This window comes from Leuconostoc lactis KCTC 3528 = DSM 20202 (genome assembly GCF_014651235.1).
GTDB lineage: Bacteria > Bacillota > Bacilli > Lactobacillales > Lactobacillaceae > Leuconostoc > Leuconostoc lactis.
Genome location: NZ_BMWM01000014.1, coordinates 1 through 22,039, shown reverse-complemented (window position 1 = coordinate 22,039; position 22,039 = coordinate 1). Strand labels below are relative to the sequence as shown.

The following is a 22,039-nucleotide window of genomic DNA, read 5'->3' as shown; positions in this document are numbered from 1 at the left end:
CGATGGGATTATTTGATATTTTCCGTAAGAAAACTGCGGCCAATCACGAAGCACCAACTGAAGAAACGACGACCAGCACGACGGATGAGACGACGGTCACAACTGATGCCAAGACATCAGAAACTGAAACGGCGACAACACCGGTTGACACATCAAATGAGACTGTGCCACCATTAGCCGAAGCCGAAGCCGAAGCCGAAGCCGAAGCCGAAGCCGAAGCCGAAGCCGAAGCCGAAGCCGAAGCCGAAGCCGAAGCCGAAGCCGAAGCCGAAGCCGAAGCCGAAGCCGAAGCCGAAGCCGAAGCCGAAGCCGAAGCCGAAGTTGTGACCGAACAGGAAATCTATACACAAGGTTTGACCAAGACACGGACTGGTTTTGCCGCCAAGTTCAACCAATTTTTGGCTAATTTCCGTTCGGTAGATGAAAACTTTTTTGAAGAACTTGAAGAAACGTTGGTGGGCGCTGATGTTGGCTTTGACATGGCCATCAAGATTTCGGATGACTTACGTGAAGAAGTCAAGCTTGCCAATGCCAAGCGACCAGAAGATGTGAAACAAGTCATCGTTAAAAAAATGGTTGACATGTATGAAGCTGACGGTGTTAATGAAGATGCGACCATGCATTTTAATGCCAACGGCACTACCGTTATCTTGTTCGTTGGTGTCAACGGTGTGGGTAAAACAACCACGATTGGAAAGTTAGCCACAAAGTATCAACAACAAGGCAAATCAGTGTTATTGGCAGCCGCTGATACTTTCCGTGCTGGCGCCACCAAGCAACTGCAAGAATGGGGTGAACGCGCCCATGTCCCAGTGGTTGCTGGGAAAGAAAAGGCGGATCCCGCATCAGTTGTGTACGAAGCCGTTGCTAAGGCACGTGACGAACATTATGATATTTTGTTTGTGGATACGGCGGGTCGTTTACAAAACAACGTGAACTTGATGCAAGAGTTGGAAAAGATGAAGCGTATTATTCAACGCGAAATTCCAGATGCACCGCATGAAGTCTTGCTTGTTTTGGATGCGACGACGGGTCAAAATGCGTTACAGCAAGCCAAACTCTTTAAGGATTCATCGGATGTTACAGGCATTGTGTTGACTAAGATGGACGGGACGGCCAAAGGTGGGATTGTGTTTGCCATTCGTAATGAGATGCAATTGCCTGTAAAATGGATTGGCTTTGGTGAAAAAGCGCAAGATTTGCGTGAATTCAAACCAGAAGAATTCATTTATGGCCTCTTTAAGGACTTAATCGCATGAATTTCGCAGAGAAAAATCAGATTACGCGGTTATTTGGCTTTTATGGTGGCTTATTGACACTTAAACAGCAGGATTATTTGCGTTATTATTTTGAAGATGATTATTCCATTGTTGAAATTGCGGAAGCAGAGCATGTCAGTCGACAAGCTGTGTCGGACAATATTAAGCGTGGGATTGATCAATTAGTCAAATACGAACAAGTCTTGCATTTACAAGCAGACTTTGAGGCGCGTGCAGCCATTGAGCAGCAAGTGCAAGATTATATTAGCTTGTATTATAATAAAGATGACCAGTTAAAGCAGCTGGTGTCACAATTAATGGCGCATGAAATAGAAGACTAGTGCCAAGACGCTAAAAAGGGGAGATATAGTACCGCTGGCGACAGTCCGGTGTTATACAAAGATTATGGCATTTGAAAATTTAACTGAACGCCTATCCAAGGCAATGAAGAACCTGACCGGCCGTGGTCGTGTCAGTGAAGAAGATTTACGTGCAACGATGCGCGAAATTCGTTTGGCCTTGTTGGAAGCCGACGTTAACTATGACACGGTGAAAAGGTTTGTGACCAATGTCCGTGAAAAGGCCAGCGGCGCCGACATTTTAGAAGGTTTGAACCCAGCCCAACAAGTTGTCAAAATTGTTAATGATGAATTGACGGCAACTATGGGTGAAGAAGCCGTACCGTTGAATAAGTCACCAAAAATCCCAACGATCATTATGATGGCTGGTTTGCAAGGTGCGGGTAAAACGACGACGGTTGCCAAATTAGCTTACAAATTAAAAACTGAAGAAAAGGCACGGCCTTTGCTGATTGCAGCCGATGTTTACCGACCAGCTGCCATTGATCAGTTGGAGATTTTGGGGCGTGATTTGGATATCCCAGTTTTCCAATTGGGTACTGATGTTGACCCACGTGAAATCGTGCGCCAAGGACTTGCCAAGGCTGCGGAAAATAAGAACGACTATGTCTTTATTGATACGGCCGGTCGTTTGCAAATTGATGAAGTCTTGATGCAAGAATTAAAAGATGTCGCTGAAATTGCTCAACCAGATGAAATCTTGTTGACAGTTGATGCCATGACGGGACAAAACGCTGCCGAAACGGCAAAAGGCTTTGCTGAAGCGCTCGACTTAACTGGGGTTGTGCTCACAAAGCTTGATGGCGATACTCGTGGTGGGGCTGCGTTGTCAATTCGTGATGTGACAGGCAAGCCAATTAAGTTTGTCGGCCAAGGAGAAAAGCCAACGGATTTGGATGTCTTTTATCCTGAGCGAATGGCCTCACGCATCTTGGGGATGGGTGACGTCCTCACGTTGATTGAAAAAGCCCAACGTGATTTTGACGAAGAAGAACAAGCCAAGCAACTTGAAAAGATGCGTCAAAACACATTTGACTTCAATGATTTTGTGTCACAATTGAAGCAAGTGCAAAAGATGGGGCCAATGGAAGATTTGTTAAAAATGATTCCAGGTATGGCCAATAACCCGGCCTTGGCTAATATCAATATTGATGCCAAGCAATTTGCGCATTTGGAAGCTATTGTGAACTCAATGACACCAGCCGAACGTGAAAATCCGGATCTCATCAATCCATCACGCCGACGTCGTTTAGCTGCCGGTGCGGGTCGCCCAATTGTTGAAGTGAACCGCATGATTAAGCAATTTGATCAAATGCGTAAGATGATGAATCAAGCGACGAATGGTAATTTTGGTGGTATTGATAAGATGATGGGTGGTGCCGGTATGGACATGTCGTCTCTTATGGGCGGCATGGGCGGTGGCATGCCAACGGGTAACTTCGGTCAAAAGGTGCAAAACTTTGCGATGAAGCAAGCTGCTCGTCGCTTGCAAAAAGCCAAAAAGAAGCGTGGTAGAAAGTAATGGCTAAGTTAGAACGGGTATTACCCACGTTTATCTTTGTCGTCATGTTGGGGTCAAACTTACTCAACATGCAACGTAGCACACTGCCAGCAATCGCTTTGGCGATTATTGGCGCGTTAATACCTGCCATTGTGGTTTTTGCACTAATCCGGTTTTTAACTTGGTGGCTACAACGCTAGGGGATTATTGTTAAAAAGGAATAGACAGTAAAGGGGAAATATGTCAGTCAAATTAATTGCATCAGATCTTGATGCAACGTTTCTAAGAGATGATAAAACGTTTAATGAAGCATTGTTCCGAGAAGTGCTTGATAAGTTACATGCCCAAGATATTCAATTTGTTGTGGCAACAGGTAATCATGTCCAAAAAGTGCATGATTACTTTAAGCACTTTGCAGGACAATATCAATTAATTGCAAACAATGGTGCAGAAGTCATCATCAATGGTGAGTTGGCCCACGTATGGGATGTGCCACATTCAGCATTAGCAACCGTGGCGCAATTGACTGACAAATATACTGATCAATTAGAACTTGGTGTGGCTTTTGTCGCAGCTGATAAGTCCTTTATGATTATCAAGCGACCAAATGAGAAGTATCTCAAGTTAGCACACGCTTATTTTGAAAATTTGCAAATCATTGATGATGTGAGCGACATTAATGAACCAATTTTAAAGATTTCATTGGTTTTGCCACATGCAGCAAATGAATTTATGCAGGATGTGAAGACTGTTTTGGGCAGCAAAGTCCATGTGACGACTTCTGGCTATGGCGCCATTGATATTGTCAATCCAGAAGTGAACAAGGCAACAGCGTTGTCATTTATGGCCGATAAGTTACATATCGCCCCCGCTGATATCATGGCTTTTGGTGACGGTCTCAATGATTTGGAAATGTTAGAATATGTTGGCCATCCAGTGGCCATGACAAATTCTGATCCAGAAATCTTGAATCGTGGCTTTGCGTTAAGTGTCGCGGACAATAATCACGACGGTGTTTTAAAAACAATTCTTGAAAAAATTTAACACGCTATGGCGTGTTTTTTTATTGTCAAAATGGTATGATAAATAAAATTAATTAGTTTTAGATGAGAAAGAGGCCAGGATATTGAAAGAAACAATCAAAAACTTAACAGCTTATCAGGCAGAATTGCCAGCTGATGTCGTGAAAGAAAAGTATCAGCTGGACCATTTGGCGCGCTTATCGGCCAATGAATCGCCTTATGGCCCATCACCAAAAGTTGGTGAGGCTATCCGTGCTATTCCAGATGATGTGCTAGGCTTCTATCCTGACGGGCAGGCAACACTTTTACGTGACAAAGTCGCGGCCTTAGAACAGGTTGATCCTGAAAATTCAGTCTTTGGCGTTGGCGCTGATGAACTGATTCAATTATTAACGCGCACCGTGTTAACCCCTGGCGGGAATATGGTGGTCCCATCCCCAACTTTTGGAGAATATGCGTTTCATGCACAAATCGAGCAAGCAACGACTAAGCAAGTCCCAGTTGATGATGCAACAGGGCATGTTGATTTTGCAGGGATGTTGGCGGCAGTGGACGACCGTACCGAAATGGTTTGGTTGGCTAACCCAAACAATCCAACCGGTGTGTTTGAAACCCGTGCCGATATTTTGGCCTTTTTGGCCCAGTTGCCAGAATCGGTCGTTTTGGTGGTCGATGAAGCGTATTATGATTTTGTCGATGCGCCGGACGCGACGTTGGCTGGTGATGTTGGCAACTACCCAAATTTGGTGGTCCTTAGAACGTTATCAAAGGCTTATGGTGTCGCCAACTTGCGCGTAGGCTATGGCATCATGACCGCACCACTTTATCCCGTCATGCAAGCAGTAAGGCTGCCTTACAATCTTAATACGTATCAAATTGTGGGTGGGGCGGCGGCCCTAGACGACCAAACCTATTTGCAAGAAATCGTTAAAAAGGTTCAACATGAACGTACGATATTCCAAGATTTCTTGCATGAACACGGCTTTAAATTTTACGCGTCACAAACGAATTTTATTTGGCTTCAAGTCGGTGATAGCAAGCGTGTTGGTGAACAGTTGCTATCCCACGGCTATCAAGTCAATGATCGGCTAAGCGATAGTTGGCTGCGAATTGCCTTGGGTACGCCAACGGATAATGCGGGGATGCGTGATATATTAGCAGAACTGCAATAAAAATGTTCGGAATTTGTTGTAAGCGTTATGATTGCCGATAGCGCATATGACGAATTTATTTTGTGAAATTAACACTATCGTTATGAAGGTTTGTATGGTAAAATGGTTTAGTAAAAGGCGTTGTAATACATAATGTTCGTGTTTTACTAAAAAATAAAATGGACATCCGCAGAGGGACACTCACGGATAGGTGCAAACAAACCCTGTCGATTTTGAATCACATGGTTTTCTCCGACAAACCTATCCCGTCTGAAAGCAGCTGTTGGTGTTCTAGGAGAAAAATATATGTCTGGTGTAATTGTTGTCGGTTCGCAATGGGGCGATGAAGGTAAGGGAAAGATTGTTGACTTTTTTGCGGAAGACGCAGATGCTGTTGTCCGCTATCAAGGCGGCAATAACGCAGGTCACACAATCTGGCATGGTGACACAAAGTTTGAATTGTCAGCTTTGCCTTCTGGTATCTTAACTGAGGGGCAACTAGCAGTTATTGGTAACGGTGTGGTGGTTAATCCGGAAGCCTTGTTGGCTGAAATTGCTGAAGTGCAATCAAAGGGTATTTCAGTTGATAATTTGCGTATTTCAAATCGTGCGCATGTCATCATGCCTTATCACATTGCGCTTGATAAAGCAGCAGAATCATCATCAAATAACCGTATCGGCACGACAAAGAAGGGTATCGGACCAGCTTACACGGATAAAATTTCACGTGTCGGCATCCGAATGGCTGACTTGGTTGATCCTGAAGTCTTTGCCAAGCTTTTGCAAGAATATTTGCCATTCAAAAATGCGCAATTGACAAAGTTGTATGGCGAAGAAGCACTTGATTACGATACGATTTATTCAACTTATGTTGAATATGGTCGTCAATTGGCACCGTATGTCACGGATACTTCTTATCTATTGGGGCAACTCATGGATAAGAACAAGCGCGTTGTCTTTGAAGGTGCGCAAGGTATCATGCTTGATGTGGATCATGGCACATATCCTTATGTCACAAGTTCAAACCCAACTGCTGGTGGTGTGATGAACGGGGCCGGTGTTGGCCCTAACCAAATCCAAGATGTTGTCGGCGTGATTAAGGCCTACACATCACGTGTTGGTGAAGGGCCATTCCCAACAGAATTACACGATGATATTGCTGATCATATTCGTGAAGTTGGTCATGAATACGGTGTGGTCACAAAGCGTCCACGTCGTATTGGTTGGCTAGATGCCGTGGCTTTGCGTCACGCTGTTCAAGTGTCTGGTTTGACAAAGTTGGCAATCAATTCACTTGACGTTTTGTCTGGTTTGAAAGAATTGAAGATTGCGACATCTTACACGTATAAGGGTGAAGAAATTCATCATTTCCCAGCATCTGATACATGGTTTGAAGGGCTTGATGTGAATTACGAAGCATTGCCTGGTTGGGACGAAGATATTACAGGTGTACAATCATTTGATGAATTGCCAGAAAATGCCCAACGTTACTTAAAGCGCATTTCTGAATTACTGTCAGTTGAACTGTTGAGCTTTGCAGTTGGACCAAAGCCAGAAGAAACACATTTGATGAGTCCTGTTTGGCAATAACAGCACAAATAGCAGAGGGATAAGCATGGCATTACAAGCTGGGGATTTACTGTTTATCAAAAATCAACATGAACCCATGGATGAAGCTATTGCTGCATCGACGGGAACTTATGTGCATGTTGGCATTGCTGTGGATGACCAGACTGTTATTCATGCGAGTCCGCGCTATGGTGTGGCCATGCAAGATTTGGCGCAATTCCAAGCGGAATTTGGTCAGCCGGATGTTTATCGCCCACAAGTTGATGATGTCGCGACGGTCATTGCGCGTGCGAAAACGTATCTTGGGCAACCGTATAATGCCACCTTCTATCCAAATGGTGCGGGACTGTATTGTTCTGAATTGGTTGAAGTTGCTTTTGGTGATAAATTACCGTTTGAACCACAGCCGTTACGTTTTCATGATGCGACCCATGATATTTCGGCCTATTGGCAAGCTTATTATGACCAATTAGGGGTGGCGGTACCGGTTGGCCTACCGGGTTCCAATCCGGAGGCGATGGCCAAATCGTCACAATTAACCTTTCTTGGCAGCCTATAAAAAAGCACGTTCTCAAACGAGAACGTGCTTTTCTTATGCCTTGACGTAGGCTTCTTCGGAAATAATAATTTGATTTGTTTCAGCATCCCAATCAGCGTACAAATTAGTACTTTCAGGATGTAATAGATAATAGTCAGCCAGTTGATCGGCAATTTGATCTTGAATGACACGACGTAGTGGCCGCGCACCTAAGGCTGGATTGTAACCCAACTTGGCAAGTTGTTGCTTTGCAGCGTCGCTTACCGTGACGTGGAGTTGATTATCTGCCAAATTAGCGTTCATATCGGCTAACAGTAAGTCAACGATTGTTAAGAGATGGTCTTGCGTCAATTGATCGAATTCCACAATATCATCAAAACGATTTAAGAATTCAGGGCGGAAATAATTTTCCAAACGTTGGAGTAACTTACTTTGGGCATCAACTTGGTTGAAGCCCATTGGCGTGTTCCCAGTATCTGTAGAGCCAGCGTTTGACGTCATGATAATCACTGTATCTTTAAAGCTAACGACATGCCCTTGGGCATCGGTCAAACGGCCATCATCCAAAATTTGTAAGAACATATTCATCACATCTGGATGTGCCTTTTCCACTTCGTCAATGAGAACGAGGGAATAAGGCCGACGACGGACTTGTTCGGTTAGTTGACCAGCTTCTTCATATCCCACATAACCAGCAGGGGCACCAATCATTTTCGATACCGCATGCTTTTCCATATACTCTGACATATCAAAACGAATCAAAGCGTCTTTGCTGCCAAACATTTCTTTGGCCAATTGCTTGGCTAATTCAGTTTTACCAACGCCGGTTGGGCCGACAAAGAGGAATGACCCAATTGGGCGACCGGACTTGGTCAAACCAATACGATTACGACGAATAGCTTTCGCCACAGTTTGTACGGCCGCATCTTGACCAATGACATGGGCTGACAAATGCGCATCCAATTCACGGAGCTGGTTGGCTTCGTTATCCTTTAGGTTACCAACCGGAATATCAGTTTTATCCTCGATGATTGTTAAGATATCTTGTTCAGTGACAGCTTGTGGCTTAAACATTTCTGGGTGTGCTTCAACTTGTGCTTTTTGCGATTCGAGTTGGTTGACTTGATCACGCCAATAGCTAGCTTTCTCAAAGTTTTCTTGATCGATTGCTGCTTGTTTGAGCTTGTCGGCCGAGTCGATTTTAGCCTGAATCGCTTTAGGATCAGCAATTTTCATGGACAAATTCTTCCGTGAACCAGCTTCATCAATTAAATCAATCGCTTTGTCTGGCAAGAAGCGTTCTGGTAAGTAGCGGTCCGATAAGGATACCGCGGCAGCAATCGCTTCATCTGTGTAGACAACATGGTGGTAATCTTCGTAACGTTGCTGAATCCCTTCTAAAATCTTAATGGTGGCAGCCATTGAAGGTTCGTTGACCTGTACAGGTTGGAACCGACGGGCAATCGCGCCATCTTTTTCGATTTTACGGTATTCATTTAAAGTCGTGGCGCCAATTAATTGGAATTCACCACGTGCCAAAGCGGGCTTCAGGATGTTACCAGCATCCATACCACCTTCGGCATTACCGGCACCCATGATTTCATGCACTTCGTCAATAAACAAAATGATGTCGTCATTGTCGGCGACTTCTTGCATCAATTGACGCATCCGCGCTTCAAACTGACCACGCATTGCCGTGCCTTGCACGAGGGCAGACATGTCAAGTCGGATAATCTCTTTTGACTGCAATTTTTCAGGGACTTTATTGTGCACAATTGCTTGGGCGAGTCCTTCAACAACAGCTGTTTTACCAACACCTGGTTCCCCGATCAGCACAGGGTTATTTTTGGTACGACGATTTAATATCTCGATGGTGCGGGCGATTTCGCTATCACGACCGATAACTGGATCTAACTTACCGTCACGGGCTTGTTGTGTTAAATTAATTCCAAATTCGTCGAGTAGTGTTGGGCGATTAGTTTGTTTATCTTTTTTATTTTTTTGTTGGGTGCCAAAGTTGGCTTGTTGACCATTTTGTGCGGCCTGCATTTGTTCATTCATGGCGCGCATCATATCATCAAAATTAATATTTCCAAATCCAAATGGGTCTTGTGATGCCATAATTACTAAGTGTACCGCTCAAATGCACGATACTTTCCTTTCTATAGCTTACCTCTAGTATACCAGGTCAAGATTAAATGACAATTAAATTTAGCACTCTTATTTAACGAGTGCTAAAATAAATTTGTTGTATAATGGACTAGAGGTGAAATTATGGATTATGAAACATTATTAAATGATTTACGTGACGGCAAAATTGATGAAATTGAGATTACGCCAGAAACTTTTCCGGCATTTCAACAAGTTTGGCGTGACTTCCCATCCCAAAATCGTATTCGCGGAATTGCGGGTAAAGGTGGGCATATTAAATATGTCCGCGCAAATTAATCGGCAACATCATTGTTTTTTATGCTACAATACTATAAGTTAAGCATAATTTAAGTCATGCGTATTTTCACAATAACAGGTACAAAAGAGGGGCAGCATAGTGGCATTTTCATTTGGACAACGAAACGTTGGTATCGATCTTGGTACAGCCAATACATATGTATATATTGAAGGACGCGGCATTGTTTTGCGTGAGCCGTCGGTGGTCGCACGTAACACACAGACGAATGAAGTCGTTGCAGTCGGATCAGAAGCCAAGGATATGCTTGGTCGGACACCCGCAAGTATTGCTGCTATTCGACCAATGCGTGATGGTGTGATTGCTGATTATGATACAACAGTTGCCATGATTCGTTATTATTTGCAAAAGGCATTGGGTGGTCGTATTGGGAAACCATACGTTACAATTGGGGTGCCTGCAGGTGTGACGGCTGTTGAACGCCGTGCGGTGATTGATGCCGCACGTGTGGCCGGTGCGCGTGATGCGTATGTCATTGAAGAACCATTTGCCGCTGCTGTTGGGGCTGGTTTGCCCGTCATGGATCCAACTGGTTCAATGGTTGTCGATATGGGTGGTGGTACAACGGATGTGGCCACGATTTCACTGGGGGGTATTGTCTCAAGTCGCTCAATTCGAATTGCTGGCGACAAGTTAGACGAAGCCATTGCCAATTTTGTGCGTAATAAGTATAACGTCACTATTGGTGAACCTACTGCGGAACGTTTGAAGATTGAAATTGGGGCAGCGTCACTTGAATTGGCACGCACATTGCCAGATGCATCAGTCCGTGGGCGTGATTTGTTGACAGGTTTGCCTAAGACAATTGATGTGACAGCGGAAGACGTGGCGTTGGCCATTCAAGAACCTGTGCAAGAAATTGTCGTTGCCATTCGTGAAACGTTAGAATCAACCCAACCAGAAATTGCCGCCGATGTCATTGACCACGGGATGGTCTTAACGGGTGGCGGTGCCTTCTTACGTGATTTTGATAAGATTATTCAAGAAGCAACAAAAGTACCAGTCTTAATTGCGAATGAACCACTCGATGCAGTGGCCATTGGTACTGGTGAAGCGTTAAAGTCAATTGATGTGATGCGACAAGGGTAATCAGTTGTTGGCATATTGTACACTAGCGTAGCGCTTGCGCTGCGCTTTTATTTTTTAAACAAGGGGACAACAAAATGCGTAAAATTTTTTCATCTCGCGCAGTTGTAACAATTATTATTGCTTTTATTGTCATTGTTGGCTTAATTGCCGGATCAAACTGGTGGGCGAAACGGACCAATACACCGCCATTTATTCAACGTTTTAGCAATGATTTAGCAGGTGGTGTGAGTCGCGTGATTGCGGTACCGACAACAGCAATTGGTCGGACGGCTAATAGTATTGGCAATCTACTGAGTACATTTGAAGAAAATCGCGCTTTAAAGGCTAAAATTGATGAATTTGCACAAGATAAAGTGCGCTTACAAACTGTCGAGGAAGAAAACCGCGAGCTGAAAAAACAGTTGAAATTGGAAGCGACCTTAACGGATTTCAAAACGGTTACTGCCGTGACCATTAGTCGGTCACCAACCACTTGGCAATCACAATTAGTGATTAACAAGGGTAGCAAATCTGGTTTGAAAAAGGGGATGCCTGTTTTAGCTGGTTCCGGTATTATTGGCCGTATTAGCGAAGTCAATACGACGAATGCCAAAGTGGCACTGATTTCTGATACTGGAGAAGATGCCAACCGCTTTGCCATCACTATTAAAGGTAATAAAGGGGATGTCAATGGGATTGTGACAGACTTTGACCGCGAAACGAACCAATTAATCATGGGACAAGTTACGTCGGATAATGAAATTAAAGCTGGCGATCTTGTAGAAACATCTGGTTTGGGTGGCGTGATTCCATCTGGTTTGTATGTTGGTAAAGTGGCGAAGGTCACCAAGGATGACTACGGTTTGTCAAAGCGAATTTATATTGAACCAGCGGCTGATTTAGGTAATATCACCACGGTAGTGGTGGCCGTATCAGAGATTGGAGCGCAATAATGGCTTTTTGGCAATTAACACGTTTGCGGGTGGTTTTCCCAGTCTTATTGCTTTTTTTCCTGTTTGTAGATGGTGATTTAATGGCTGCCATGGGTGGTATTTTTACCGCTTTCCCATGGCATGTATTACCGGTGTTAACGTTGATTTGGTTGTTTTATGCCATTCAATTTGATGCGGAAAATGAAGTGCCAATTTGGCTATATACCATTATTATTGGGGTGCTCTTTGATATGTATTATACGGGCATCTTTGGAACTTACACGGTAGCCTTTTTAGGGGCCGTGGAGGCTATGAAACAACTACATGCCTATTTGGATGAGCGGTTGTTGAGTGGGATGACGTTACTGTTGATTGGGCTGGTGACTTATTTGCTCATTACCTATATGGCTGGCTTTATTATTGGGATTGCCAATGTGAGTTTGGTGTCATTTTTCCTTTATGAAGTGTTGCCGACATTAGCTTTGAATCTGACGATTGCGGCATTAGGTTATTATCCAGTGTGGTCCTTATTCCAGTTTTTGAGATAAGTACTTGACAAAATAAAAAAATAGATTATACTAAGTTTTATATTAAAAAACGTTGAGCGGAAGAGTAGATTAGCATCACTTTAAGGGAGTTTGCGGGTAGTGTGAGCAAACAGTGGTGTTAGTTGAAACACATCTGTGAGTGTATGATTGAATCGAGTAGGTCATATCGGTTTTGCCCGTTATCGCAAACAGTCTTTTGACTTATTGAGGCAACGACCAGTGATGGTTTTGCGATAAGAGGTGGCACCGCGGAAAACGCCCTCTGAATACAGCTGTATTCAGAGGGCGTTTTTGCAACCATTCAACCAAAAGACTGACAGAGTAATTTTGTGTGAACAAAATTAGAATCTGAGGTGGCACCACGCTGACGCGTCCTCTTGCAAGTTATTTTGCAAGGGGATTTTTTTTAATCGTTTAAAAAGTGAGTTAATATCGCGCAAAGGAGAGCAAGATGAATTATTTGTTAGAAATTTTGCCCAGTTTAATGTCAGGGTTGAAAATGACGTTAGGGGTTTTCTTTATTACCATTATTGGATCAGTGCCATTAGGTATTCTTGTGGCATTGGGCATGAAGTCACCTTATTTTACCATTCGCTGGTTGATTAATGGTTATATCTGGGTGATGCGGGGAACGCCGCTCCTGTTGCAACTGATTTTCGTCTATTATGGTTTGGGGATGATGGGCATTACTTTTCCCCGTTTTGAAGCCGCGGCGATTGCCTTTATCGTGAACTATGCGGCCTATCTCGCTGAAATTTTCCGTGGTGGGTTGCAAGCAATCCCGCGTGGCCAATATGACGCTGCGAAAGTATTAGGCTTTACGCGCGTCCAAACATTTTTCAAGATTATCTTGCCACAAGTGATTAAAATTATTGTGCCATCATTTGGTAATGAAGTGATTAATTTGGTTAAGGACACGTCATTAGTTTATGTTATCGGTTTGGGTGATTTGCTACGAGCAGGTAATATTGCGGCTAGCCGTGATGTGACGTTGGTGCCTTATTTGTTAGTTGGTCTCATTTATTTGCTCATGACGGCCATTGTGACAGTCCTCTTACGACGTAGTGAAACGCGATTGAATAGTTGGAGATAAGCGATGTTAGAAATTAAACAATTAACGAAGACATATAACACAAACACGATTTTTAAGGCGTTAAATTTATCGGTAGCAGATGGCGAAGTACTGAGTATTGTTGGCCCATCAGGTATTGGTAAAACAACTTTGATTAAAATTTTAGCTGGTTTGGAAACGGCCGATGCTGGTGAGGTGCGCCTCAACGGCGAACAGCTAGCCATTGATGGCACGCGTGCGGATGCGAAGGTTGGTTTGATTTTTCAAGACTTTAATCTTTTTCCAAACTACACCGTGATTGAAAATATTATGCTCGCGCCCATCAACGTGAGCCGGCTGTCACGTGACGCGGCTAAGGCCAAGGCGACAGCGTTGTTAGCCACGCTTGGTATGACTGATAAGGCAGATTTGTATCCTTACCAACTATCGGGTGGGCAAAAACAGCGGGTTGCGATTGCGCGGGCGTTGGCAATGGACCCCAAAATTTTGGCCTACGATGAACCAACCAGTGGTTTAGATGAGGCCTCAACTAAGCAGGTTGCGGAAGTCGTGAAAACGCTTAAAGCGCAAGGGGTGACGCAGTTGATTATTACGCACGATCAACCCTTTGCTGAAATGGTATCGGATCGCGTGTTTGATTTTGCAACGGAGGTCAGTCGCTGATGGTAAGTATGAAGAAAAAAATTATTGTTAATACGTTAGTCGGACTACTCTTTGTTGGGGTTGTCATCTGGGCGGCCATGAGTTTAAGCAGTGGTGCGAAGCGAACGGCTCAAAATGAACAATCAACCACCCAAACGGACGACTGGGCACGTATCAAGAAAGCCAAGCAAATTACGATTGGGCTGGATGACACATTTGTGCCAATGGGCTTCCGTGATAAAGATGGGAACATTGTTGGGTTTGATGTTGATTTGGCGACAGCAGTCTTTAAAACGATGGGCATTAAAGTCAAGTGGCAGCCTATTGACTGGTCGATGAAAGAAACAGAGCTTAATACTGGCAATATCGATGCGATCTGGAATGGCTATACGGTGACCAAAGCACGTGAAAAGCAAGTGGCCTTTTCTAAGCCTTACCACAAGGCGACCCAAGTACTGGTGACGCTTAAGAAAAATAATATTAATCGTTTCTCAGATATGAAGGATAAAGTCTTGGGGGACCAAACGGCTTCTAGTGGTGATGAAGGCTTTAACAAGTATCCAAAGGTACTTAAGCAATACGTCAAAAACCAGCAGGTCATTGGGTATGATACCTTTGACAAAGCGTTCAATGATTTGAATGCTGGGCGTATTGAGGGGCTGTTAATTGATGAAGATTATGCCCGTTACTACGTTGCTCACCAACCAAATCCGAAGGATTACACCGTGACTGTTGGTGAGTTCCCGATTGATCAAACGGCAGTTGGGTTCCGAAAGTCTGATAAACAATTACGAGAAGCAGTCGATCAAACGTTAGCAACCTTTAAAAAAGATGGTCGCTTAACGCAAATTGAAAATAAATGGTTCTCAAAATAAGTAAAAAGCCAAAGTGGTATATCACTTTGGCTTTTTTACCGCCATTAGCAGCATCAATTTTGTCATATTACCGTAAAAAATGTTAAACTAGTACTATTATTATAGAGAGATAATGAGGTGTGAGATGCTAGGAGATTCATTGTGGATAATCCTTTTACTTCTTTTAGTTGCCAACACATTTGGGGCGATTATTACTGTCTTTAGTCAACAACGCGATATTGCATCAATCTGGGCATGGTTATTGGTCCTGATTATGTTGCCTGTGTTAGGGTTTATCATTTTCTTTTTTGTTGGTAGTCGTATTTCCGATAAGCGGATATTTCGTTTACGGACACAAGAACAACTTGGTTTGGAACAAATTGCGGATAACCAACGGCGACAGCTCGAAGCGATTGAACAATTATTACCAATTCCAAATTCAGCCACCGAGTTGGCGAACTTGTTTTTACGCACAGATGAGTCTGTTTTGACGCGTGGTAACAAGATTAAAATTTTTACCAATGGACCGGATAAGTTTAAGGCTTTATTTGAAGACATTCGGCAGGCCACGCATCATGTCCATCTGGAGTACTTTACGATTGATGATGATCAAATTGGGAATCAATTAGTTGATTTGTTGACGGAAAAAGCACGCGAAGGTGTGGACGTGCATGTGATTTTTGATCAATTTGGCTCGCATGGTCAACACCGTGATATGTATAAGCGTTTGCGCGAAGCAGGTGGGGTGGTAGCGCCATTTTTAATGCGTCGCTTCCAGCTTTTGACCCTGCGATTTAATTTCCGAAACCACCGTAAGATTGCCATTATTGATGGTAAAATCGGTTACATCGGTGGGTTAAACGTTGGAGACCAGTACGTTGATCGTTCTAAAAAGTTTGGGCACTGGCGTGATACGCATCTGCGGATTCATGGTGATGCGGTCTTATCACTGCAAAGTCGTTTTTTGATGGATTGGAATGCCACGGCTGAAGAAAACGAGTTACTCGTCGATACTGCCGGCTACTTTCCTGAAATTGAGGAATTATCTGGACGGGCGATGGTTCAAATTGTATCGAGTGGGCCAGATAATGATTTAAAGCAAATTAAACAAGGCTTTATGCGGATGTTTGCTTCGGCTCGTTCAGAAATTACGATTCAGACACCGTATTTCATTCCGGACTCAGCCGTACTAGAAACCTTAGAAATCGCGATTATGTCAGGTGTTCGGGTGCGTTTGATGATTCCTAATATGCCAGATCATCCATTTGTGTATCGGGCAACGCAGTATTATGCACAAGAATTAATTGCCATGGGCGCGGAAGTGTATCGTTATGATGCTGGTTTCTTGCACAGTAAGGCGGTTACAATCGATCATGAAATTGGTACCGTTGGGTCAGCCAATATGGATATTCGGTCATTCTCATTGAATTTTGAAGCCAATGCGTTTGTCTACGATCCAGAGTTTGCAACACAGTTAGAAGAACAGTTTGAACAAGACATTTTAGTGTCGAAAAAATTGACAATTGAGGATTTTGAGAATCAGTCATATTGGATGAAATTCATTCAAAAGTTCAGCCGACTCTTCTCACCAATACTATGAAAAAAATACAACTTAAGCCTGGTGTGACACTCGTTGTTCACCCAACAACACAATTTAAAACCCTACACATTGCGGTCGATTTTGCGGCGCCGTTACTGACGTATACCATTTCGGCACGGGCATTGTTGTCTTATTTGACCGCTGTCAGTTCGCAAAAATATCCCGACCAGCAAGCCGTTGCGCAAAAAACAATTGATTTGTATGGGGCGCAGTTCCAAACAGATGTGGTACGTTTTGGCCAAACACACCATGTGCGTTACCATTTGCAATTGCCAGCGCCCACTTATATTGACCATGCAGAACATCTCCTTGGGGATGCTTTTGCTTTTTTACGGGATATGATTTTTGAACCATTGGTGACGGGGGATCAGTTTGATCAAGCAACGTTTGATAAAGAACGTCAAAGTTTGATCAACGAATTAGCAAGTCTACCTGATGATAAGCGTCGCTATGCTATGTTGAAACTGCGGGAACTCACCTATAGTGCACCGGCCATGCGGTTACCATCTTCTGGCCAAGTACGTGATGTTGAACAGTTAACGGCGACGGACGTTTTGGCGACGTATCGACAGATGATTGCTAATGATCCAGTTAATATTGTTGTGTATGGGGATATTGACGCTGAGCGTGTGGTGACTGAATTAGCCAAATGGCCACTACAAGCGCGCCGTGCCATGATGTTACAGCCGTTTTATCGTCAAGGGCTACGGCCAGCTACCGTTGAATTATCGGAAGCACAATTAGATATTAATCAGGCCATCCTGACATTATCATATCAGTTGAGTTTGCCACCAGATGATCCAAAGCGCTTTACCGCCTTAGTGCTAAACGCTTTATTTGGTGGTTCAGCCTTATCTAAATTGTTTACCAATATTCGGGAAAAAGCCTCGTTGGCTTATAGTATCTACTCGCGTTGGCAGCATGATACAGGGTTTATGACGGTGGCGGCTGGTTTAGATGCGTATAAAGTCGCACAGACAGATCGCATGATTCAAGCCGAACTCAAGGCGATTCAAGCGGGTGAATTTAGTGACGAAATCTTTGATGCGATTAAAACGAGCTTAATTAACGATTATTTAAGTCAACAAGATTCACCTAACAGTGAAATTGAACTTGTCTTTTCTAGATTGTTAACACAACGTGAGACCAGCACTGCGGAGTGGGTAGCGGCGATTCAAGCGGTAACTCCAGCGCAGGTGAGTGCTTTGGCCGACCAAGTGATTTTACAAGGAAGATTTACATTGATGCCAGAGGCGGATGCATGATAGAAAAGACATATCCAAAATTAAAAGAAACTGTTTTAACGACCGAGTTACCTAACGGGCTAACTGTGGTCATGGTACCAAAGCCAAATTATCATAAAACGTTTGCTGTATTAACGACTCCATTTGGGTCATTGGCGCGCCAATTCCAAATCAATGATGAAGCACCGATTACCATTCCAGCTGGGACAGCCCACTTTCTGGAACACAAACTGTTTGAGAAGGCTGATGGGGATGCCTTTACGCGATTTGGTGAATTAGGTGCGGACGCCAACGCGTTTACGAACCCGTATCAAACGAGTTATCTGTTTTCAACGACGCAAAACGTTTTGCCAGCCCTTGCGCATTTGCTTGATTTTGTGCAAACACCTTACTTTAGTGCACAAACGGTAGCCAAAGAACAGGGCATTATCGGTCAAGAAATTCAGATGTATGATGATGATGCCAACTGGGCCATTTATATGGGCTTGCTAGACCTCTTGTATCCCGGTGCGCCAATTGCCGAAGATATTGCGGGGACAAAGGCTTCCATTGCACAAATTACACCGGAGCTGCTATATCAAATTCATCGCGCTTTTTACCAACCTAATCAAATGACCTTGCAGGTGGTCGGTCATTTTGATCCAGATGAGGTGCTGGCACTGGTGATGGCTAATCAGGCGACAAAGACGATTGAAGCAGTAAATGTTCGTCGATTTGAGCCGGTCATTCCTGAACCAACTAAAAAGGAAACAATCCAAAAGTTTGATGTATCGCGGCCAAAAATTGCGTTAGGTATTCGGTTGCCAAAACTTGATGTAACAGGCGAAGCGGCAACCAAATTAACGCTAGCAGCTGATATCTTGGCGGATATTTTGTTTGGAGAGCAGACAGACTGGTATCAAAACCTGTATAATAAAGGTATTATCGATACGGAGTTTGAGACATCATTTGATTTGATGCATGCGTATCAATTTGTGAGTTTCTTTGCGGAAACAACTGAATATGACGCACTAACGGCTGCGATTCAGTCACAAATTGCGCAATATAAAACCATTTTGGCACATGCCGAATCGGCGTTTGAATCGTTACGCCGGGCGACACTTGGAGAGGGCATCCAACGTTTAAATGCATTAGAAAGTATCGCTTTACGGGGGGATGATGTGTTATTTGGGACAAACTTATTTGATAAGGTGATGCTTTTACAAGATTTAACATATAGTGATATACTAGATAGTGCTGAAAAAATATATCAGAACGCGACTTTACGACGTTTTGTTCTGAAAAAATAACATTGGACAAATTATGAGTGAAACTTTGACGAATCAAATAGGCGAACAGCTAAAAGCTGCGCGCCTGGCGAAAAATTTATCTTTAGAAGACGTGCAAGCAGCAACTAAAATTCAAGCACGTTATCTGGAGGCCATTGAAAATAACAACCTAAGCATTTTGCCTGGGGATTTTTATGTGCGCGCCTTTATTCGCCAATATGCGATTGCAGTGGGCTTAAATCCAGAAACGTTGCTAGGGGAAACAACACCGCCCTCAATCTCAAGAAGTCGTGACTTGAGTCGGGCTCATCGTGATAATGATGGGGTGGTGCGTGCGGGGACAAACCCTAATCCGTCACCGCGTTCAAAATTTTCTGACATGTTACCAAAAGTTTGGTTGGCTATTTTTATTCTAGTTGGCCTGGTTGCGGTTTGGTTTGCTATGACACATCTTGGCAACAATGACCAACAAAATAGTGATAGTGGTAATGTGTCAGTATCGACTTCAACGATACCAAGCAGCAGTAGCAGTGATGCTTCTAGCGCTGCATCGTCATCGGAAAAACCAGCAGAAAAGAAACCAGAGCCTAAAGTAACGTTGGGTACGCCAGAACAAAATACAGCGTTGCAAACAACAATTTATAACCTCTCAGGACAAGCCGATAAGCAACACACAATTAAAGTCACGGCGCAGGGTGCTGGGACTAATGTGAAAGTGACGGTTGGGACAACTGTGTTGTTAAATGAATTAGTCAAGGCTGATAAAACGATTGATGTGCCTGCTGGTACTAATGCGGTGAATGTTCAATTCACCAATGTTGCCAATGCAACGATGACCTTTGATGATCAAAAAGTGGCAGTTATTGGAACGGCAACGCCATTTTGGAACGTTCTGTTCAATCTCAATAAGTAAGGGGCAATTATGAATCTTCCAAATCAACTCACTGTTTTTCGTATTATTCTTATTCCGGTTTTTATCATATTATTATCGGTGCCTTATGCTTGGCAATCACTTGATGTGACAGGCGTGATGTTGCCATTGAATTGGTTGCTTGCTGCCATTGTGTTTGCGGTAGCATCAATAACGGATTTTTTGGATGGTCAAATTGCCCGTCGTCAACATTTGGTGACGAATTTTGGTAAGTTTGCCGATCCGTTGGCCGATAAGTTGTTGGTCATGACAGCCTTGATCTTTTTGACTGGGTTCAACGTGGTACCAGCTTGGATGACTGCCGTGATTGTGATTCGTGAACTAGCGGTTACTGGCTTACGTACCTTAATTGTAGAAAATAATGGGAAGGTCTTAGCAGCGCAGATGCCAGGTAAAATCAAGACTTTCTCGCAAATGTTTGCAATTTTCTTCTTATATCTTAAAGATGTGCCATTTACCGCGATTGGGTTGCCGATTGGGGAAATCTTATTGTGGATTGCGGTGATCTTTACAATTTATTCAGGGATTGACTATTTCTGGCAGAACCGAGTGGTCTTTTCTGACGGTCTATAAAAGCGCGATAAGCGCTTTTTTCGTATCATCAAATAAGGTACGAACGCTGTCGAACAATTGTTCGTTAAATGCTTGCTTTTACGTTTAGAAACAGGTACACTATTGAGGTAAGATAAAAGGAGTTAGCTAAAAATGGTCACAAAAAAGACGACTAAAAAAGACGATAAAGGTAGTCAAGCAAGCGGCCGTAAGGCGGCACTTGATGAAGCTTTAAAGCGTATCGAAAAGAATTTCGGTAAGGGATCAATCATGGTGTTGGGTGATAATGCACTGACACAAGTTGAGACTTATCCTTCAGGATCAGTTAAGCTAGATGTTGCTTTAGGCGTCGGTGGCTATCCTAAAGGACGTATTATTGAAATTTATGGGCCAGAATCTTCTGGTAAAACAACGTTGGCGTTACACGCCGTTGCTGAAGTGCAAAAAGCCGGTGGGACAGCCGCCTATATTGATGCCGAAAATGCCTTGGATGTGAAATACGCTGAAGCTTTGGGTGTTAAAAAGGACGAATTACTTTTGTCACAACCTGATACTGGTGAACAAGGGTTAGAAATTGCGGATGCGTTGGTACAATCTGGGGCAGTGGATATCATTGTTGTGGATTCTGTGGCAGCGTTGGTACCACGTGCAGAAATCGAGGGGGAAATGGGCGACTCACACGTCGGCTTGCAAGCCCGTTTGATGAGCCAAGCCTTACGTAAATTAGCTGGTACGTTGAACCGTACTGGGACGATTGCGATTTTCATCAACCAAATTCGTGAAAAGATTGGGGTGATGTTTGGTAACCCCGAAACGACCCCTGGTGGCCGTGCGTTGAAATTCTATTCAACGATTCGTTTGGAAGTGCGTCGGTCAACCCAAATTAAAGATGGCACAGATGTGACTGGAAACTTAACGAAAGTCAAAGTGGTTAAGAATAAGGTGGCGCCACCATTTAAGGTTGCTGAAGTTGATATCATGTACGGGAAGGGTATTTCACAAACTGGTGAAATTTTAGACCTCGGTGCGGAACAAGAAATTATCCGTAAGGCCGGTGCCTTCTACTATTACGGTGATATCAAGGTTGGCCAAGGCCGTGAAAAAGCGAAAGAATTCTTGGATGCACCCGAAAATGCTGCGATGCGTCAAGAAATCTATGCTAAAGTTCGTAACGCCTTTGGGATTGGTGATGGTGAATTGCCAGTAGAAGAGGCTGATGATGAGACAATTGAAGCCCCAGAAACACTGGCATTAGTCACTGATGACGATGATGATTTAACGGACGAACCAATTGTATAAATCCTGTAAAGAATAAATGGAAACGCTAGGGCGTGTCCATTTTTTTTGTTACAATGCAATTAAGCAAACAATTAGAGAGGCAGACATCATAATGGCAGATTGTAAAATTTAAGTTGAACATTTAAGTGGACAGAAAAACCCATCAAGGTCTTTAATGGTGTTA

General features: G+C 43.6%; 22 protein-coding genes and 1 other annotated feature. Of the genes, 21 read left to right on the top strand and 1 reads right to left on the bottom strand.

What is annotated here, in order from left to right; genetic code table 11:
* Positions 1–2 precede the first annotated feature (2 nt).
* The 8 genes from ftsY (at position 3) to IE039_RS05160 (ending at position 7,420) form a co-directional block, all read left to right on the top strand.
* Entirely contained in the window at positions 3–1,259 is a 1,257-nt protein-coding gene (gene ftsY / locus IE039_RS05195) for a signal recognition particle-docking protein FtsY (RefSeq protein ID WP_189428847.1), read from the top strand.
* On the top strand, positions 1,256–1,600 hold the full coding sequence (gene ylxM / locus IE039_RS05190; protein ID WP_010000174.1) for a YlxM family DNA-binding protein: 345 nt from the start codon (positions 1,256–1,258) through the stop codon (positions 1,598–1,600). The genes ftsY and ylxM overlap by 4 nt, the downstream gene beginning before the upstream one ends.
* A 64-nt stretch (positions 1,601–1,664) precedes the next feature.
* Complete coding sequence (gene ffh, locus IE039_RS05185; protein WP_048701436.1) at positions 1,665–3,140, top strand: signal recognition particle protein; 1,476 nt, start codon at positions 1,665–1,667, stop codon at positions 3,138–3,140.
* Positions 3,140–3,319: a hypothetical protein gene (locus tag IE039_RS05180; protein ID WP_010004267.1), complete on the top strand. Its 180-nt coding sequence runs from the start codon at positions 3,140–3,142 to the stop codon at positions 3,317–3,319. The genes ffh and IE039_RS05180 overlap by 1 nt, the downstream gene beginning before the upstream one ends.
* Before the next feature lie 40 nt (positions 3,320–3,359).
* Entirely contained in the window at positions 3,360–4,163 is an 804-nt protein-coding gene (locus tag IE039_RS05175) for a Cof-type HAD-IIB family hydrolase (protein WP_077281833.1), read from the top strand.
* Between the two features lie 82 nt (positions 4,164–4,245).
* Entirely contained in the window at positions 4,246–5,313 is a 1,068-nt protein-coding gene (gene hisC, locus IE039_RS05170; RefSeq protein WP_010004252.1) for a histidinol-phosphate transaminase, read from the top strand.
* 285 nt (positions 5,314–5,598) lie between these two features.
* A complete protein-coding gene (locus tag IE039_RS05165) occupies positions 5,599–6,882 on the top strand; it encodes an adenylosuccinate synthase (RefSeq protein ID WP_189428846.1) in 1,284 nt (427 codons plus the stop codon).
* A 25-nt stretch (positions 6,883–6,907) separates the two neighbouring features.
* Positions 6,908–7,420, top strand: coding sequence for a YiiX/YebB-like N1pC/P60 family cysteine hydrolase (locus IE039_RS05160; protein ID WP_189428845.1), 513 nt, complete (start codon positions 6,908–6,910; stop codon positions 7,418–7,420).
* Between the two features lie 33 nt (positions 7,421–7,453).
* Here IE039_RS05160 and IE039_RS05155 read toward each other — a convergent pair whose 3' ends face one another.
* Positions 7,454–9,520, bottom strand: coding sequence for an ATP-dependent Clp protease ATP-binding subunit (locus IE039_RS05155; protein WP_048701446.1), 2,067 nt, complete (start codon positions 9,518–9,520; stop codon positions 7,454–7,456).
* A gap of 153 nt (positions 9,521–9,673) precedes the next feature.
* On the opposite strand from IE039_RS05155, the gene ykzS reads away from it, so the two are divergent.
* The 13 genes from ykzS to recA all read left to right on the top strand — a co-directional run bounded on the left by ykzS (position 9,674) and on the right by recA (position 21,876).
* Positions 9,674–9,847, top strand: a complete 174-nt coding sequence (gene ykzS, locus IE039_RS05150) for a protein YkzS (RefSeq protein ID WP_167604548.1) — start codon at positions 9,674–9,676, stop codon at positions 9,845–9,847.
* 100 nt (positions 9,848–9,947) lie between these two features.
* Positions 9,948–10,955 carry a rod shape-determining protein gene (locus tag IE039_RS05145; protein WP_010002870.1) on the top strand — a complete coding sequence of 336 codons (1,008 nt, stop codon included), beginning with the start codon at positions 9,948–9,950 and terminating at the stop codon, positions 10,953–10,955.
* A gap of 74 nt (positions 10,956–11,029) precedes the next feature.
* Positions 11,030–11,887: a rod shape-determining protein MreC gene (gene mreC / locus IE039_RS05140; RefSeq protein WP_029510162.1), complete on the top strand. Its 858-nt coding sequence runs from the start codon at positions 11,030–11,032 to the stop codon at positions 11,885–11,887.
* On the top strand, positions 11,887–12,414 hold the full coding sequence (gene mreD / locus IE039_RS05135; protein ID WP_010005782.1) for a rod shape-determining protein MreD: 528 nt from the start codon (positions 11,887–11,889) through the stop codon (positions 12,412–12,414). Before mreC ends, mreD begins: the two co-directional genes overlap by 1 nt.
* Before the next feature lie 43 nt (positions 12,415–12,457).
* Positions 12,458–12,794 (top strand) — a binding site (T-box leader).
* A 71-nt stretch (positions 12,795–12,865) separates the two neighbouring features.
* Complete coding sequence (locus tag IE039_RS05130) at positions 12,866–13,507, top strand: amino acid ABC transporter permease (RefSeq protein WP_010002958.1); 642 nt, start codon at positions 12,866–12,868, stop codon at positions 13,505–13,507.
* Between the two features lie 3 nt (positions 13,508–13,510).
* Positions 13,511–14,149 (top strand): amino acid ABC transporter ATP-binding protein, encoded by a 639-nt coding sequence (locus IE039_RS05125; protein WP_019041746.1) that lies wholly within the window; start codon positions 13,511–13,513, stop codon positions 14,147–14,149.
* Entirely contained in the window at positions 14,149–15,003 is an 855-nt protein-coding gene (locus tag IE039_RS05120; RefSeq protein ID WP_189428844.1) for an amino acid ABC transporter substrate-binding protein, read from the top strand. The genes IE039_RS05125 and IE039_RS05120 overlap by 1 nt, the downstream gene beginning before the upstream one ends.
* 124 nt (positions 15,004–15,127) lie before the next feature.
* A complete protein-coding gene (cls, locus tag IE039_RS05115) occupies positions 15,128–16,582 on the top strand; it encodes a cardiolipin synthase (protein ID WP_189428843.1) in 1,455 nt (484 codons plus the stop codon).
* Positions 16,579–17,847, top strand: coding sequence for an EF-P 5-aminopentanol modification-associated protein YfmF (gene yfmF / locus IE039_RS05110; RefSeq protein WP_010004743.1), 1,269 nt, complete (start codon positions 16,579–16,581; stop codon positions 17,845–17,847). Before cls ends, yfmF begins: the two co-directional genes overlap by 4 nt.
* Complete coding sequence (gene yfmH / locus IE039_RS05105) at positions 17,844–19,115, top strand: EF-P 5-aminopentanol modification-associated protein YfmH (protein ID WP_048701457.1); 1,272 nt, start codon at positions 17,844–17,846, stop codon at positions 19,113–19,115. The genes yfmF and yfmH overlap by 4 nt, the downstream gene beginning before the upstream one ends.
* 13 nt (positions 19,116–19,128) lie before the next feature.
* A complete protein-coding gene (locus IE039_RS05100; RefSeq protein ID WP_048701458.1) occupies positions 19,129–20,007 on the top strand; it encodes a helix-turn-helix domain-containing protein in 879 nt (292 codons plus the stop codon).
* Positions 20,008–20,016: 9 nt separating this feature from the next.
* Positions 20,017–20,598 (top strand): CDP-diacylglycerol--glycerol-3-phosphate 3-phosphatidyltransferase, encoded by a 582-nt coding sequence (pgsA, locus tag IE039_RS05095; RefSeq protein WP_048701460.1) that lies wholly within the window; start codon positions 20,017–20,019, stop codon positions 20,596–20,598.
* A gap of 132 nt (positions 20,599–20,730) precedes the next feature.
* Positions 20,731–21,876, top strand: a complete 1,146-nt coding sequence (gene recA, locus IE039_RS05090) for a recombinase RecA (protein WP_189428842.1) — start codon at positions 20,731–20,733, stop codon at positions 21,874–21,876.
* Positions 21,877–22,039 lie beyond the last annotated feature (163 nt).